Annotated in this window: 19 protein-coding genes; 9 read left to right on the forward strand and 10 right to left on the reverse strand. The window is 37.0% G+C overall.

Annotated elements, in window-relative coordinates; genetic code table 11:
• The first annotated feature begins 51 nt into the window (after window positions 1-51).
• The 9 genes from RHO12_04005 to RHO12_04045 all read left to right on the forward strand — a co-directional run bounded on the left by RHO12_04005 (window position 52) and on the right by RHO12_04045 (window position 8,174).
• Window positions 52-1,413 carry a 2-hydroxycarboxylate transporter family protein gene (locus RHO12_04005; GenBank protein ID WVD66947.1) on the forward strand — a complete coding sequence of 454 codons (1,362 nt, stop codon included), beginning with the start codon at window positions 52-54 and terminating at the stop codon, window positions 1,411-1,413.
• Window positions 1,414-1,497: 84 nt separating this feature from the next.
• Entirely contained in the window at window positions 1,498-2,337 is an 840-nt protein-coding gene (locus RHO12_04010; protein ID WVD66948.1) for a fumarylacetoacetate hydrolase family protein, read from the forward strand.
• Between the two features lies 1 nt (window position 2,338).
• Window positions 2,339-3,367 carry a [citrate (pro-3S)-lyase] ligase gene (citC, locus tag RHO12_04015; GenBank protein ID WVD66949.1) on the forward strand — a complete coding sequence of 343 codons (1,029 nt, stop codon included), beginning with the start codon at window positions 2,339-2,341 and terminating at the stop codon, window positions 3,365-3,367.
• Window positions 3,368-3,375: 8 nt separating this feature from the next.
• Complete coding sequence (gene citD / locus RHO12_04020) at window positions 3,376-3,663, forward strand: citrate lyase acyl carrier protein (protein WVD66950.1); 288 nt, start codon at window positions 3,376-3,378, stop codon at window positions 3,661-3,663.
• The gene (gene citE / locus RHO12_04025) at window positions 3,660-4,541 is read left to right on the forward strand and encodes a citrate (pro-3S)-lyase subunit beta (protein WVD66951.1); all 882 of its coding nucleotides are present in this window, start codon (window positions 3,660-3,662) and stop codon (window positions 4,539-4,541) included. Before citD ends, citE begins: the two co-directional genes overlap by 4 nt.
• Window positions 4,542-4,559: 18 nt before the next feature.
• Entirely contained in the window at window positions 4,560-6,080 is a 1,521-nt protein-coding gene (gene citF / locus RHO12_04030; GenBank protein ID WVD66952.1) for a citrate lyase subunit alpha, read from the forward strand.
• A gap of 75 nt (window positions 6,081-6,155) precedes the next feature.
• Window positions 6,156-6,707, forward strand: coding sequence for a citrate lyase holo-[acyl-carrier protein] synthase (gene citX / locus RHO12_04035; protein WVD66953.1), 552 nt, complete (start codon window positions 6,156-6,158; stop codon window positions 6,705-6,707).
• A gap of 118 nt (window positions 6,708-6,825) precedes the next feature.
• Window positions 6,826-7,332: a helix-turn-helix domain-containing protein gene (locus RHO12_04040; protein WVD66954.1), complete on the forward strand. Its 507-nt coding sequence runs from the start codon at window positions 6,826-6,828 to the stop codon at window positions 7,330-7,332.
• Window positions 7,230-8,174, forward strand: a complete 945-nt coding sequence (locus tag RHO12_04045) for an IS3 family transposase (GenBank protein WVD67377.1) — start codon at window positions 7,230-7,232, stop codon at window positions 8,172-8,174. Before RHO12_04040 ends, RHO12_04045 begins: the two co-directional genes overlap by 103 nt.
• A gap of 73 nt (window positions 8,175-8,247) precedes the next feature.
• On the opposite strand, the gene cysZ is transcribed toward RHO12_04045, so the two are convergent.
• From cysZ to tpx, 10 genes are all read right to left on the reverse strand, one after another.
• Window positions 8,248-9,012, reverse strand: a complete 765-nt coding sequence (gene cysZ, locus RHO12_04050; GenBank protein WVD66955.1) for a sulfate transporter CysZ — start codon at window positions 9,010-9,012, stop codon at window positions 8,248-8,250.
• Complete coding sequence (locus RHO12_04055; GenBank protein WVD66956.1) at window positions 9,005-11,026, reverse strand: GNAT family N-acetyltransferase; 2,022 nt, start codon at window positions 11,024-11,026, stop codon at window positions 9,005-9,007. The genes cysZ and RHO12_04055 overlap by 8 nt, the downstream gene beginning before the upstream one ends.
• 11 nt (window positions 11,027-11,037) lie before the next feature.
• A complete protein-coding gene (locus tag RHO12_04060) occupies window positions 11,038-11,493 on the reverse strand; it encodes a DUF441 domain-containing protein (protein ID WVD66957.1) in 456 nt (151 codons plus the stop codon).
• A gap of 106 nt (window positions 11,494-11,599) precedes the next feature.
• Entirely contained in the window at window positions 11,600-12,310 is a 711-nt protein-coding gene (locus RHO12_04065; GenBank protein WVD66958.1) for a phosphoribosylaminoimidazolesuccinocarboxamide synthase, read from the reverse strand.
• Window positions 12,311-12,360: 50 nt separating this feature from the next.
• Entirely contained in the window at window positions 12,361-13,017 is a 657-nt protein-coding gene (gene bamC, locus RHO12_04070; GenBank protein ID WVD66959.1) for an outer membrane protein assembly factor BamC, read from the reverse strand.
• Between the two features lie 32 nt (window positions 13,018-13,049).
• A complete protein-coding gene (gene dapA / locus RHO12_04075) occupies window positions 13,050-13,928 on the reverse strand; it encodes a 4-hydroxy-tetrahydrodipicolinate synthase (GenBank protein ID WVD66960.1) in 879 nt (292 codons plus the stop codon).
• 182 nt (window positions 13,929-14,110) lie between these two features.
• A complete protein-coding gene (grxB, locus tag RHO12_04080; protein WVD66961.1) occupies window positions 14,111-14,761 on the reverse strand; it encodes a glutaredoxin 2 in 651 nt (216 codons plus the stop codon).
• A gap of 16 nt (window positions 14,762-14,777) precedes the next feature.
• The gene (locus RHO12_04085) at window positions 14,778-15,416 is read right to left on the reverse strand and encodes a Pr6Pr family membrane protein (protein WVD66962.1); all 639 of its coding nucleotides are present in this window, start codon (window positions 15,414-15,416) and stop codon (window positions 14,778-14,780) included.
• A 56-nt stretch (window positions 15,417-15,472) separates the two neighbouring features.
• Entirely contained in the window at window positions 15,473-16,483 is a 1,011-nt protein-coding gene (locus RHO12_04090; GenBank protein ID WVD66963.1) for an AbrB family transcriptional regulator, read from the reverse strand.
• A 320-nt stretch (window positions 16,484-16,803) separates the two neighbouring features.
• A complete protein-coding gene (gene tpx / locus RHO12_04095; protein WVD66964.1) occupies window positions 16,804-17,316 on the reverse strand; it encodes a thiol peroxidase in 513 nt (170 codons plus the stop codon).
• Between the last annotated feature and the right edge of the window lie 97 nt (window positions 17,317-17,413).

A 17,413-nucleotide genomic window follows, 5' to 3' on the forward strand; every position in this document is an offset into this window, starting at 1 on the left:
CATTAATTCCTTATCATGTGACCCAACTTACTATAGAAATAATCGGAGTACATGATGAACAAAACAGAAAGTATAAATAACCCCGTATTAGAGAAAGAAAAAAGTCGGTTCTGGCCCACTGGTTGGTGGTACTGGTTAGATAACTATAAAGTGGGGATTATTCCCTTACCCTTTTTTGTTATTGCTGGTCTACTTATTTTTGCAGAGGTACTTTATACAGGCAAGTTACCTCCCGACATCGTCGTTATGGTTGTGACCTGTGCATTTTTTGGTTTTTTATGTGGCGAATTTGGTAAACGGTTACCGATTGTCGGCAAAATGGGGGCTGCGGCAATTTGCGCCACGTTTATCCCTTCCGCTTTAGTCTATTATGGCTTATTGCCAACCCCCATCATTGAAGCTACTACCAAATTTTATAAAGATACCCATATTCTTTATCTCTACATCTGCTGCATTATTGTTGGCAGTATTATGAGTATGGATCGAAGAACGCTCATTCAAGGTTTTTTGCGTATTTTTGTACCGATGGCCTGTGGTGAAGTTGTCGGCATGCTTGTCGGTGTCGGAGTTGGGGCGCTGTTAGGATTATCGCCATTTGAAACATTTTTCTTCTTAGTCTTACCTATTATGGCTGGCGGTGTCGGTGAAGGGGCTATTCCGTTATCAATCGGTTACGCGGCTATTTTAGGTATGGAACAAGGCGAGGCATTAGGACGGGTATTGCCGATCGTAATGCTCGGTGGTTTAACGGGAATTATTTGCGCGGGCATATTAAACCGTTTAGGCAAAATGTACCCACACTTAACCGGTAACGGTAAATTAATGCCATCTGATGGCACTGAAGAAAAAATCTCATTAACCGCTAAAACTGAACTCCCTAATGATGTTACGGTTTTCGCATCTGGAGTACTACTCGCTGCGATGCTTTATATGGTGGGTATGATCGGCCACAAGTTAATTGGCTTACCTGCGCCAGTCGGCATGTTATTTGCTGCTGTATTCGTAAAATTAACTCACGGCGTATCACCAAAAATTCTTGGTGGTTCACAAGTTGTTTATAAATTTTTCCAAACCTCAGTAACCTACCCTATTCTCTTTGCCGTTGGTGTTGCTATTACGCCATGGGATAAAATTGTTGAAGCCTTTACAGTGGTTAATATTATTGTTATTGCCTGCACAGTTGTTTCATTAGTCGTTACCGGCTTTTTTGTTGCTAAAAAATTAGGTATGTACCCAATTGATGCCGCGGTTATTTCATGTTGCCAAAGTGGCCAAGGTGGCACGGGCGACGTTGCAATTCTAACTGCAGCAGAGCGTATGGAATTAATGCCGTTTGCTCAAATTGCAACTCGAATTGGTGGTGCGATTAATGTTTCGGTCTCACTACTCATACTCGGTAACTTCCTAGTATAACCAATAAAAATATCACGATAAAACTCATGCTAACAGCCAATTTGACACAACAAGGCTGTTAGTATAATAACCAAAGGCTCTAGAATGAAACTTATTAGCTATCTTTTATCAAACAGCGCAAGCTACGGCATCGCTACTGATAAAGGAATTATTGATCTAAAATCGCAATTAGGTGAACGATACCCAGATCTAAAATCACTGATTGGTTGTAGCGAAGGAATGGAAAAAGCAAAAATGCTTAGTCATTCCGCTGCTACAACCGATATGCGCTATATAACATGTTTACCCGTTATTCCTAACCCGAATAAAATTCTCTGTGCCGGTATGAACTATGCTGATAAAAGAAAAGAATTTGCTGCGCTAGATCAGGCTGTAACCCTATTTGTTCGTTTCCCTGACACACAAGTCGGCCATAATACGCCCATATTAAAACCGACTGAAACTCAAGAATTCGACTATGAGGGCGAGTTAGCCGTTATTATTGGTAAGCCTTGCTTCCGTATTTCACCACAAGATGCTTTACAATACATTGCTGGCTATAGCTGTTATATGGATGGTTCGGTTAGAGACTGGCAACACACATGGTTTACCGCAGGTAAAAACTGGCCAAGAACCGGGGCATTAGGTCCTTATTTAACCACAATTGACGAGATCGATGACTTTGACTCATTATCGATTAAAACCTATTTGAACCAGCAAATGGTTCAGTCAGATGTGCTTGGTAATATGGTGCACAAAGTACCTGAAATTATCGCCTACATCAGTACATTTACTCAATTATCACCAGGCGATGTTATTTTAACCGGCTCACCGGGCGGTGTAGGTAAAAAACGTAATCCGCCACTATTTATGCACGATGGAGATGTGATTGAAGTCGAAATAGAAAAAATTGGTCATTTAATCAATAGTGTTATAGCTGAATAATATGATACAACTAACATTTAAAACACTCTCAAGCATAAAAGATCAAGCCGTTTTAGATTCGATAAAAAATTTGCTACAGAGCGTTGATCTTAACCTCGATCCTCAAATCGATAATTTTATTATCGGTCTATTTGAGCAGCAAATCATTGCCTGCGCGGGACTTGATCACAACGTTATAAAATGTGTTGCAGTACACCCTAATTATCAGGGTAGTAGTGTTACGTTAAGCCTTATTCAGCAAGTGATTGAACTTGCTCATGATAAAGGACTTTATCATCTCTTCCTTTATACTAAACCCGAAAATATTGATTTATTTAAAGCCTGTGGATTTTATCCGATCGTTGAATTAAACAACACGATCACATTAATGGAAAACACGCCCGTTGGCATATCACATTATTGCCAGTCGCTAATTAAAGAAAGAAAACCAGACACATGTGGCGCAATTGTCATGAATGCCAACCCATTTACTAATGGGCATTTATATTTAACAGAGCAAGCAGCAAAACAAGTGGATTGGTTATATATTTTTGTTGTTAGTGAAGATGCATCACTATTTTCGGCTGATGTGCGTTATAGACTGGTAAAAGAAGGCGTGAGACACCTAAGCAATGTGACCGTTTTACCTGGCTCACCCTACATCATATCAAAAGCCACTTTTCCGAGTTATTTTTTAAAAGAACAAACATTGATAGAACAAAGTTATATGGCAATCGATTTGCTGATATTCAGGCAGTATATTGCACCAGCGCTATCAATCGCCAAAAGGTTTGTCGGCACGGAGCCACATAGCGAAGTCACTAATGCCTACAATCATGCAATGATGGATTGGTTGCAGAGTGAAAACAAATCAACCTCGCCAATAATTGAAGTGATTGAAATAGCAAGAGTCAGACATGCAGATGAGGTGATCTCAGCATCAAGAGTAAGATCATTATTGATGCAAAAAAAATATCAAGATGTTCATGCTTTAGTGCCCCCTTCAACATGGGCATATATTGAACAGCATTATGTTATTAAAAATCAATAGGTAAATCTATGAAAATAATCCAATCAGCCCTTGCGGGCACATTAGAATCGAGCGATTTACTCGTAAAAATAGAGCCAAATGAAAAACTAGAAATTGTTATAAACAGTGATGTAAACAAACAATTTGGTCAACAAATTCGTCAAGTCGTTGAAGAAACACTTGCTCAACTAAACGTAGATAACGGCCTTATCATCATCGATGATAAAGGCGCACTCGATTGTGTTATTACCGCTAGAGTGCAAAGCGCGGTGCTAAGAGCAACCAAAGAACAAGCACAATGGAGCCAATTAATATGAAAAAATTAAGACGTAGTATGTTATTTCTACCTGGTGCAAATGCTGCCATGTTATCAACCTCATTTGTCTACCAACCTGATTCAATCATGTTTGATCTGGAAGACGCCGTTTCAGTTAAAGAAAAAGATACTGCACGTTTATTAGTTGCTCAAACCTTAAAGCTTGGAATTTATCAAAAAATGGGCATTGAAACCGTCGTTAGGATTAACGCGCTTGATACCCCATTTGGTCTAGACGATCTTGAAGCCGTTGTTCGTGCTGGTGTTGATGTTGTGCGTTTACCTATGACACATAGCGCGGAACATATTCATCAGTTAGAAGCCCATATTGAACGTATTGAAAAAGAGATAAATCGTCCGAATGGCTCAACCAAAATTATTGCCGCTATTGAATCGGCAGAAGGCGTGGTTAATGCAGTATCAATAGCCAAATCAAGCTCGCGAATGATCGCCATTGCTTTGGCAGCTTTCGATTACTTAGTTGATATGCAAACGGAGCGCGGCGATGGACAAGAGCTATTTTATGCTCGCTGCGCCGTATTACATGCGGCACGCGTAGCTAAAATTGATGCTTTTGATGTGGTCTACTCAAATGTTAATGACGATGAAGGCTTTTTACGTGAAGTCAAACTCATTAAACAACTAGGATTTAATGGTAAATCACTGATTAATCCAAGACAAATTGAGCTATTACATAATGCCTATGCACCAAGTCAAAAAGATCTCGATAGTGCTAATGAGATCGTTGCGGCGGCACTAGAAGGTGAAAGGCAAGGACTCGGCGTTGTTTCACTAAATGGCAAAATGATTGACGCTCCCATTATTACACGAGCCAAAATGGTAATTGAACTCGCTAAAATGTCTGGTGTTCGTCAGTAATAACAAGGAATAAATCGTATGACTAAAAATATTGATCTATTGGCAGCGCAATATCCACAGCTTAAAAGCTTAGCCCCTTTTACTGGCGCCAATACTACCACCCCTTACTTAGCTAGTCTTCAGCAAAAACATGAGCGTAAATTATGCCAATCAATTGAAGATGCGATAACAAAATGTGGCTTAACTGATGGCATGACCATCTCTTTCCATCATGCGTTTCGTGAAGGCGATAAAATCATTAATTTAGTAATGGATATCATTGCTAAACAAGGCATAAAAGACCTGACCTTAGCATCAAGCTCATTACTTTCATGCAATACGCCATTAATTGACCATATTAAATCAGGTGTAATAACGCAAATTTATACTTCGGGAATGCGTGGTAAATTAGCCGAAGCGATTTCAAATGGCTTAATGGAAAAACCAGTACATATCCATTCTCATGGTGGACGGGTAAAATTAATCCAAAGCGGTGAAATTAGCATTGATATCGCTTTTTTAGCGGTTTCAACCAGTGATGAGTTTGGTAATGCTAATGGCGTATCAGGCACATCGCGCTGCGGATCGCTTGGCTATGCAATGGTCGATGCGCATTATGCTAAAAAAGTGATCCTCCTCACGCAAGAGATCGTGCCATTTCCAAATGCCCCAGCAAGCATTCGTCAAGACCAAGCCGATTATATCGTCAAAGTTGATGAAGTAGGTGATGCAACTAAAATTAGTGTCGGCGCGGCGCGTATTACCAGCAATCCGCGTGAATTAATGATTGCTAAATATGCAGCAAAAGTCATTGAGCATTCAGGCTATTTTAAAGATGGCTTTTCAATGCAAACCGGATCAGGCGCCTCATCAACCGCGGCAACGCGCTTTTTAGAAGATAAAATGCTAGCCAATAACATTACCGCAGAATTTGCCTTAGGCGGTATTACCCAAAGTATTGTTGAGCTGCATGAAAAAGGCTTAATTAAAACTTTGCTTGATACGCAAAGCTTTGACAATGCAGCGGGTGCATCTTTAGCTAAAAATCTAAATCACCTTGAAATTTCAACCAATGTCTATGCCAATCCGGCATCAAAAGCGGCATGTTGCGACCAGCTTGATATTGTCATTCTTAGCGCACTTGAAATTGACCTTGATTTTAACGTCAATGTGCTAACTGGCTCAGATGGTGTTATGCGCGGTGCGTCAGGTGGACACTGCGATACCGCGGCAGGAGCCAATTTAACCATCATTGTTGCGCCACTAATCCGTAGCCGCATTCCAACGGTGATTAAAAATGTAACAACCATTATCACGCCAGGAGAAAGTGTTGACGTGCTTGTTACCGATCATGGCATAGCAGTAAACCCAACCAGGCCTGAAATTGCTCAGCGATTAAAAACAGCGGGATTACCGGTGATGACGATTAATGAACTGTATAGTCGAGCAACCGAGTTAACTGGCGAACCAGCAGCCATTGAGTTTACCGATAAAATCGTTGGTGTCGTTCGTTATCGTGATGGTTCGGTGATTGACGTTGTTAGGCAAGTAAAAGCGTAATACGCATAACTTAATCATAAAATAAAATGATAGCCATAAACGTCTATCATTTTATTTAGATCAAGATAATTAAATATGAGCTATCAGCCTTTTACCATTAATCGCCCGATTACTTTAGCTCAGCTACTGGCAGCTAAAGAGCGGCGCGCTGCTTTACAACAACGCTTAATCAATAGGTATTCACTACCCTTAATCTCGCTCACCATTACCATTCCTGGTCCAATAAAATTAACCCCCTACTCACTATTTTTATTTGCACAAGCTTGCACACAAATTGAGGCTTATTATCAGCAAAATAAAATTGCCTGCCTTAACGTGATAAAAAATAGTGATGCTAGCGGCCCGGAAGGTTTTTTTGTACTAAGCCAAACAGAGCAGCAGCTAAAGCAGGCTTGCATGGATATTGAAGATTCACACCCTTTAGGCAGACTTTGGGATATTGATGTTATTTCAGCGCAAAACTCCATCAGCATATCGCGAAATATACTCGGTTATCCACCACGAAAATGCTTAATATGCGGTAATGAAGCGAAATTTTGTGCTCGAGCTAGAATTCATACGATAGATGAATTAACCTCAACAATAGAGACTATCGCAAGGCAAAACGGTTATAAGGATAAGCGTTAAGGAAATAAACAAAAAAAATAAGCTTAATTTTTATATTAAGCTTCAGATTGTTGACAAAGAACTCGCTTTTTTGAAGTGACCCCCAATAGTTGGACAACCAATTACTGGGGGTCTTTTTATGTCAAAATACAGTCGAAATTTAAAAATTAGCATTGCTAATGAATTCTTATCAGGAGTATCATCGGAAATACTTTCGAAAAAATATTCTATATGTTCTAGCCAAATAAGGTATTGGGGGCAAGTGGTCGCGATTCATAGTAATGACTCTTTTCAACCAACATCGCATTTACGTGATGCGCAAGCAAGATTACAAGCGCTGGAGTTAATGTGGGCAAATGACTGGTCTCTCGGGTACACGAGTGCCATGCTTAATTTAGTCTCGCCAGGGATTTTGTCAGCTTGGCTTAATAGATACCGTGAAAAAGGATTCGTCGGGCTTGCACATCAATCTAGAGGAAGACTATCCATGAAGCCATCACGTATTGCATCGACTCATTGTAATGATGAAAAAACAGTTGAAGAATTAAAAGAAGAGATAACTTATTTACAAGCGGAAAACGCTGTTCTAAAAAAGTTGGAGGAGCTAAGACAAACAAAACGTCAACAAACAAAGAAAAAACGTTAGTTGTTTTAGCACTTAAATCTCAACATCCTTTAAAGTATTTGCTGTCAGTAACACAGCTGGCAAAAAGTGTATTTTATTATCATGTTAACAGGTTGAAAGAGCCATCTCCTTATGAGAAGGAATTAAAGCGTATTGAAGCGATTTACCATGAACATAAAGGACGTTATGGTTATCGCCGTGTTCATTTAGCTTTAATGAATGAAGGGAGTCAGCTCAATCATAAAACAGTACAGCGATTAATGGGAGAGCTTAATCTTAAATCGACAGTAAGGGTCAAAAAGTATCGCTCTTATCGTGGTGAGATAGGTAAAGCAGCCCCCAATCATCTTAAAAGAAAATTTAACGTTTCAAAACCGAATAAAAAATGGGTAACCGATGTCACAGAATTTAAAGTAAGTGAACAGAAAATTTATCTATCGCCCATTATTGATTTATACAACCAAGAAGTGATTGCTTATAGTATAGCTAAAAATGCACGGTTGACTTTAGTCACCGATATGCTTAAAAAAGGACTGTCACGATTAAAAAACAAACAAAGGCTCTTACTACATAGTGACCAAGGCTGGCAATATAGAAATCCCATTTATCAGAAGCAACTCGCTGATAATGGTATAAAGCAAAGTATGTCGAGAAAAGGAAATTGCTTAGATAATGCTGTTGCTGAAAACTTTTTTGGACTATTAAAATCAGAAATGTATCATGGGCAACATTTTAAAGATGCCGATGAATTGATTGAAAAAATAGAAGAATATATAGAATACTACAACACGAAACGGATTAAAGTTAAATTAAATGGCCTGACTCCGGTAGAATACCGAAACCAGACCTTACGAGCTACTTAACCAAAGTGTCCAACTTTATGGGGTCACTTCAAACTGGCGAGTTTTTTATTATTAGCGCTAGCTTAGTAGAATATTATCGAAAGAAATCTACTTTGCCATTAGCGGGATAAATTTGGTTACGATAGCGGTCAACCCATATTGCGGTTGAACCACATACCGCCACGGGCATAATGATTAGATTTAGAATCGGGACCATGGTAAAAAAGCTTACCAGTATACCAAAGCACGTATTATCAATCTTATCTTGTTGTAGTAGCTGACGCATTTTATAAAAACTTACTTTATGGTTATCAAAAGCATAATCGGCGTATTGAATGTTAATCATCCAAGCTGTAAATATAAACCACAAAATAGGAGTTACAAGCTGGCCAAAAATGGGGATAAATGACATTAAAAGCAGTGGAATACACCAAACAATATAATACATAAGCTTTTTCAGCTCACGTAGCATAATACGAGGCATATCTTTAAGAAAGCTTATAATTGAATCATTTGTAGCTGGTAATCCAGTCAAATGAGCCTCAATTTGTTCAGCAAGTAAGCCATTAAATGGAGCGGCAATAATATTGGTGATCGTACTAAAAAAGTAACAAAACAAAATTCCAAATATTACCAATACAATGAATGTTGCAACATAGCTTAACCACTGCATCCAGCTAGGTACATAATCTAAACCAAAACCAATAAGGGACGAAATAACCGAAAAAAACCAATAAAATAATAACAACATAATAACAATATTAGCAAGTATTGGCATAATTACATAGCGTCTAATTCCGGGTAATTGTATTAGATGCCACCCTTGTATAAAATATTCTAAACTACTTTTTTTATTCATTAACACTCTCTTGCTTTGTCATAAAATCAAAAACTTCTTTGCGTAGTAATACTAGTAATTCACTTTTACCCGATAGCTGATAATCGCTAATAACTAATTTATCACAAAAATCTTGCTTAACTAAATCAAGTAATAAAGGAAGCTGCATCATTAGCCAAGGCTGCCTTACACTAACCCAATTAGCCAACCTATATAGTACTGAGAAACTTGCTGAATATGAATAGGAGGTAGATGCAAAAAGAAACAATTCGTCCTTATCTCTATCATTGAGCGATTGGTCATCATCAACAATAATAGGTAGATCAATATCGATAATATTTTTTAACCAATACCAATTCCGAGCTAATTTAGCTTGCATAATATAACATAGCTTGAGGCCATCTGAGCTAATAGGATAAATTGCCATCACCGCATAACTACCGCTACTTGCTTCTTTATGTGTCCCTACATGAACAATATTAAAACCCAAATTAGACCAAATTTTACACATCTCAGGGGAATAGGCAAAACTTACTGAAATAAAATCGCATTCGATAAGTTTTGCCTGACCAATTAAATGAGATAGTAATGCTTTAGCTACTCCTTGTTTACGTAATAATTGATTTACCGCAATTCGATTAATACGCATAGAGTGTAACTCGGCGGCTAATCGTTCACCCGCATGAGCAACCAATGATTGAGCGACTAAATTTCCTTTTGGACGACGGTAACCTTTTAAGATATTTTCAATTAAAGCCTTTTCTAATCCCCCTTCTTTAATCGCAACCAAAACGCCAACAATAGAAGAATTAAATGTTCGAGCACAATATAAGGTAATATTATTTGCGTCGAGTAAACGCCGCAAATCGACTAATGAGGTACGATAATGTGCGGTCTTTAATAAACCAAAAAACTCAGCTAATAATAGTTCATCTTCTACCAACTCTGATTGATTTATCTTTTGTACTGCTATCTTGTCTATTTGCTGCCCTACCCCTTTCATAATCGAAGAGTTAGCTAAAATTAAATTATCAGTAAAAAACTCTAACGGATCATTTTCTAACCAACGTATTGGAGTAACTAATGATAAAAGCTCCACTTGATGATGCTGTTGGTATTTAGTAAGTAGTTTTAGTAATAAACCTTGCCCTGTCCCTTCGTAACCATCAAGTGTACTTGTTAATAATATATGCTCGAAACCATCAATTAAAGTAGCAATAACGGGTAGTGGTATCATTGCCGCTTCATCAATAATCAACCAGTCTGGCTTATCGGGTAACGTGGGTAATTGTATGATTAACTCATCTGGGGAGAAATACGGCGTATCTTTAGGTGCAAAGCGCATTAATGCCATTACCGCATTTCTATTTGGCGCAGTAACCCAACAGTGATTATGCATGGCAAACATTCCTGCTAAAGACGACTTCCCTCGACCACGTTTAGCTGTAATAAATACAATTTTAGAACGCAATTGCGTAAGTTTAACGAGTAAAGATTGCTGTTCAATATGATTATCAAATTGTAAGTGATTATTGATATGCCAATGATCTTTTGCAATAATACGTGAAAGGTGATCGTCTAGTTGACTATCATTAATCGCCAGTTGATTAAACTGATCGGGATAATATTTTTTTTGTTGTAAAATAACAGTATTAAGATGAGTAATAAAATTAGGTACACTAAGAGGTACTGGCAATTCGCTCCAACGCAAACTATCCTGATCTTGCCAATGCGTAAAATCTTTAGGTAAGATTAAAATAAATAAACTTTCCGCAATTAGTGTTCCGCTTACAATAGCCAAAGCATCCAAATTAAAACCAAACCTGCCATCAAAAATTGCGTGTTTAAACTCTCGCCCTAGCAGGAGTTTAGCTTGGCTAGGTAAAAAGCAATTTTTATGTTTAGTGGTTAATAATGATTCATATGCGATCGTTAACCAGTCTCCGGGAAGATTGCAAATAGCATAATCGAGTTGCTTAGAGATAGCGGTATTTTCTCCTTGCAAAATAATAAGATGACGAAAAAGTTTATTCATTAATAATGCTATTAACCTTTACCAATAACTAAAGATAACATACCTGCAGCGATTAATGGGCCAACCGCTATTCCCCTGAAAAAGGCCACTCCGATTAATGTTCCAATAATCAGACTATTTATAATGGTAGGGTTCGCTCCCATCAAAGAAACGCCGCGCGTTCCTAACCACGACACAAAAATACCTATGACAATAGCCAGTACAGATTGCCAAGTAGCAAAAGAGCGTAAAATATCTTTATACCCCATCGCACCATTAACAAGTGGCACCATCATCGCCGCAGTAATAACAACAATACCAATTGTGAGTCCATAACGATTTAAAAAAGGGAAGTACGCTGCAAGAGGAGTGAGCTTAAATAGGAGTAATAATAGTATCGCAAAAGTTACAGTATTGTTATGTGTTAAATAACATAACGCGGCAATACCTAGTAAAATAAAAAAAGTAACATCGAACTGTGCCATCATCCTTCTTGATCCTATTACCACTAATTAGTCATAAATAATATACATTATAACAAGTCCAAGCTCGCTATAACATAAAAATAGCTTAACTAACCAACTGATAATTGAATTATAATGGCACTCCGATGCGGTGGGCGACGTCTTCGTAAGCTTCAATTACGCCACCTAACCCTTGGCGAAATCTATCTTTATCCATTTTCTTCAATGTTTGTTTTTCCCATAAACGACAACCATCTGGGGAAAACTCATCACCTAGCACGACTTCACCATTAAACAGACCAAACTCCAGCTTGTAATCAACCAGAATTAAGCCCGCATTACCAAACATCTTTGTTAAGATAGTATTGATACTAAAACTCAGCTCTTTCATACGATTAAGCTGCTTGTTCGTTGCCCAGCCAAATGATTCACAGTGATATTCGTTAACCATTGGATCATGTAATGAATCATTTTTTAAAAACAATTCAAATGTAGGAGGAATCAGAATTAATCCTTCTTCAACCCCCAATCGCCTAACCAATGACCCTGCTGCTCGATTGCGAACCACACATTCAACAGGAATCATATCAAGTTTCTTTACTAAAACCTCGTTATCAGATAGCAGCCGTTCAATTTGGGTGGGGATGCCTGCATCTTTCAATTTTGTCATAATAAAATAATTAAATTTATTATTTACGGCACCTTTACGCTCAAGCTGCTCAATACGTTGCCCGTCAAAGGCTGAGGTATCATTTCTAAATTCAAGGATTAAAAAATTAGAATCTTCAGTAGAATAAACCGTTTTTGCTTTTCCTCGATATAACTCAGCAATTTTTTTCATTTTAGGCCTATTAATTAAACTTTAATAAAGATCCAAATGATTAAGGAGCATTACTGCTCCTTATTATCATCACTTACTTGACTCTCCAACGCAGCCTCCGTTAGAGGCTGTGCAGAATTCATCAACAGATTAAAAAACTCAACGGTATAATATTGCCCATCAATTGGATCGGTAATATCTTGCCCCATACTTTTTAATGATATCAAGTTAACTGTAATGAATTCTCGATCACCAATAAGCTTACGCTGTAATAAATAACTCGCTTCTACGGGTTGTGATTCATTACCACGATAAACCGATCTCACCCCGGTTTTTATGCTATCTGCATTACTTGATTCAGTCATAATATTATTATGAGCTAAAAGTGATGGCAATTTAGACCAAAATCCAACATATTCAGGAGCATCAAATTTAACAACGCCTTTATCATAAGAAGCATAACTATCGACTGTGGTAGGTAAAGCTAGTTGAGGAGGACGAATATCCAAATTCCTTCCAACTGCACCTTCTTTAGCTGCTTTAAAAATATAGTACTCATTCGAAACAGCCGGTAATTTTATAGAATCAGGCACAATCAACGGTTTTAATGGTGGAGCCTGCAAATAGTTTTCATTTCCCTCAGCTTCACGTTTATAGCGCTGATCATTACTACAACCAGCAATAAATAGTGACAATAATGAGGCAATAATTAAAGTCTTTTTAAACATAATTCTCTTTCTATTTAAGTTAAACATTTATTTTACAGCAATTTAGCTAATTTTAGCGCTTTTTCTACTTCAGGGATAGCAGAATTACTTAATGGCGTCATCGGCAAGCGAATAGTTGCGTTTTGAATCAAGCCAATTTTCTCACACGCCCACTTAACGGGAATAGGGTTTGGCTCAAGAAATAACTTACTATGAAGCAAATCTAAAGTATCATTAATCTCTCGAGCTTCTTTGACTCGTTTGCTTATAATTAATTGACAAATACGGGCTACTTCCCGAGCGGCGATATTTGCCGTAACCGAAATCACGCCATCGCCACCCAGCAACATAAATTCAAAAAATGTCCCGTCATCACCACTTAATAATTTAAATTTATCGCCAACCAATTTGCGCGTTTTATAAACTCGAGTTAAATCACCAGTTGCGTCTTTTAAGGCTACAATATTGCTAAACTTAGCAAGTCGAGCAACGGTCTCTGGCCTCAAATCGCAACCAGTACGGCCTGGTACATTATATAAAATTTGAGGCAACTTGGTATTATCCGCAATGGCCTTAAAATGCTGATATAAGCCCTCTTGAGTCGGCTTATTATAATAAGGTGTCACGGTCAAGCAGCCCACCACCCCAATATTTTCAACTTGTTTGGTTAATGAAATTGCCTCAGTAGTTGCGTTAGCGCCTGTTCCGGCAATAACATTAATGCGCCCGCTAGCGTAATCAATCGTTTGTTTAATGACATCAACGTGTTCTTTATGATCGAGCGTCGCTGATTCGCCGGTTGTTCCAACTGAAACAATCGCTGATGTTCCGCTCGCTATGTGATACTCAACCAGTTTTTTTAGGCTTACTCGGTCTACATTCCCTTTAACGTCCATTGGAGTAATTAACGCAACAAGACTACCTGTAAACATAAAATAACCTCTGATTAAATAAAAAAATCACAATAAATTGAGCATAAGTATGCGGTATTTCTAGTTTAAATTCAACTTAAGGCGCAACCTTTATCTGGGATAATAATTAAATATAAAAATAAAAGTAATATTATTACTTTTATTTATTAATCGGATTCATTTAATCCATTTTAGGCTCATATTTAAATTGCGTTAGCAAAATAGAGGTTAATCTTACTCTTCTTAGCCATTGTTTCAATATAAAGCCTAACTTTGGCTGGAAATCGTAATCCTTTAACACAAGTCAAATTGCGTAAAATCGGAAATAAGCAAATATCATCAATCGATAGCTCATCATTACAAGCTTGTTCGGATTTTAATACTTTCTCGAGCTGAGTTAATAAAGCTTCAACTTGTTCACTAACCAACGCTGTTTTGTTCAGGCAGTCAGCAAATGAACCCGAACGTTGGCTTTTTTTATTTTCAAAATAATCCTTAGCTGGTTGGTTAGTAAACTCTGGCAATCCTAATTGAATAAATCGGGGATAAAGCAATATATAATCGAGTTGTTGTAAATCATTTAAAATAGCCGCAATGTGTTCTGATCTATTACTACTCAAAATTACGTTTTCACCATAATTCTGATCAACATAATGGACGATATCTAAGCTTTCTGGCATATAGCTACCATCATCTTTTTGTAAGATAGGCAACATTTTCTGTCCTACCATTTTAATTGGCGTCTCTTCATCATCATTCGCCAATGCAATTAACTCGAATGGAATATTTTTCAGTCCAAAAATCATTCTTGCTCGCACACAAAACGGACAGTGGTCATAAACAAATAACTTCATAGCAATCTCCTTAAGACTAAAACTTGTGAGCAATTTTAATACGAATTCGTTCAACTAATATCAATAATAGCACTACCAAAAAAAATAAAATAGCCACACCTTCCGTCGCATACAGCGCTTTTTCATAACCGACTCGATTAACATTAATAAAAGGATAAGGATATTGACCCGTGTAGTAACCTCTAGTAAAAATATAAATACCATAAGTTAATAACGATAAAAAAGCATAAAAAATAATACGCGGTTTAATGCGGCCAAAAGGACCATAGATAAACCATGTTATTAGCCCAAGTATCGGTAACACTAAATGTAAACTTTCATTGGCAAACGCTAATAATAAGGTTGGAGGACGATGGATCCCTCTTAACATCACATTATAGACAATCATCGTTATAATAATGCCAACTAATCCATTAAGTCTAATCACATTAAATACCGTATTTGAGCATGATGGTTTTAAGAATAACATTAGGCAACTGATCCCAAACATAATATTAGATAATACAGTAAAAAAACTATAATAAAAAATAAGACGACCGACTGCAGATATCGGCTGCCATGGTCTAAGCTGTTGAAACCAATAAGTATAAGTCTCTATACCAACCACAAAAATAACAAATATAAAAATAAATAAATTCAAACTACGATTTATCATATATCTTATCCTGATATAAAAAATTGTTTAAAATACCTTTTCATCTATGACTACTGTTATAGTTTTTTTGCAATATAGTTGGCGATTATGGGACCAAATATCAACACGCTAAATAAACGTAAAATCTGTAATGGCAAGATGATTGCTAAATCTGAATGGGTGTCTAAAGCAAGAATAACTGAAGTTTCTAGCCCTCCTGGGCTAGTAGCTAAAAAACAGGTCAAGTAGTCAATACCTAAATAAATATTTAATAAAATTGCCTGCATATAGCAAAAAATTAACATAAAAAAAATGGTTAATAAAATCATAGGTAGAGTGCGAATCGCAATTTTAATTAAAGCTAAGTTAAAGCGCAACCCAACCGATAAACCAATAGAACTAAAGCAAAGCATTAATAACCATGGCGGCGTTTCAATCTGTATAAATCCATTGATTTGCAAGCAAGCTCCAATTATCATTGGTAACAATACTCGCCCTGAAGGAAACTTTATTAAGCGTGTGAAGAAAACTCCAACCATAGCTATCGCTAATGTATAGAACAAATTGAAACTTGGTGCAGCTAACCACTGCGGTTGGCTTTCTACATTGGTATTAATTTCCAAAATAAAAAAATGTGAAAATATCGCTAGCATAGTAACGACAAATATCACTCTACAGTATTGGATTAAAGCAACTAGCCTTGGATCGGCACCATAATCGCCACAAATACCAACCATCACAGAGGCTCCGCCTGGCATAATACCCCAAATAGCCGTCGCCGCTGATAAAGTAGAAAAACGCACTAGGAAAGCACCTAGAATCATACTAATGAAAATAGTCGAAACGGTAATAATTAACGCTAATTGCCAATAAGAGATCAGATCATTTAAAACATTAGCGGTGATAGCTTCGGCAATAAGACACCCTAAAATACCTTGTGCTAGATTGAAAATAGGTTTTGGTACAAATACACTAGCATTTTTTAAAGCAAAAATAATTCCAGCCAAGATTGAGCCAAGCAAAAATGCCGCGGGCACATGATTAAGATATAACGGTACAGTGATAATACCATAGAGTATCAAAATCATACTCCATTGCTTGATTTTAGAGTAATTAACGTTCATTTATACCTGGTCAAATATGATTTTATCTAGAATTAATAGGCAATAACTATGTTACTGAGTAATAAATATGAGTTCAATAATAATTAATGATTAAATCCTAAGATAAGTGAACAGAGCAATGACTTATATAATAGTATAAATAACAAAATTACTCTTTTACATTCAGATCTAGCGGGAAATATAGTGAGCAGGAATATTGAACAGTCTCATAAAAAGCGACTAAATCTAATCCTTATAAGGGATATTTCATTATGATTAATAACAAAATATCCCCTATTTTACAATCAACTACATGCTTTTGCGGCAGCGAGTGCTTTATTATAATCGGGTTCAGTTGCAACTTCTTTTACATATTCAACATAAACGACTTTATTATGTTTATCTATGACGAAAACCGCGCGAGATAATAAGCGAAGCTCTTCTATAACCACACCATACTTTAAACCAAAATCGAGATCTTTATAATCTGATGTCACCTTAACTTTATCGATGCCCTCTGCTGCACAATAACGATTTAGCGCAAAAGGTAGATCGACACTAATAGAAAGGATTGCGATATCGTTAAGCTTAGCAGCTTCGACATTGAAGTGGTGAACTTGAGCATTACAAACCGAGGTATCTACTGATGGTACTGCATTAATGATTTTTACTTTACCATTAAAATCAGATAATTTTACTGGCTTTAACTCTTTATCAACGACACTAAAATCATGAGCACTGTCGCCGACATTAACTTTATGACCAAGTAAAGTGATAGGTTTCCCTTGCATAGTAACTTCATTTTCACGTTTTTGCATAATATTTCCTCGAATTAAAATACCGATTAAAATCTCTTTCTTTAAAGAACATCAATTACTAAAATTTATGACATTATCTACAAAATTTATTAAATAT

Source organism: Orbaceae bacterium lpD02 (genome assembly GCA_036251875.1).
GTDB classification, from domain to species: Bacteria; Pseudomonadota; Gammaproteobacteria; order Enterobacterales; family Orbaceae; genus Orbus; species Orbus sturtevantii.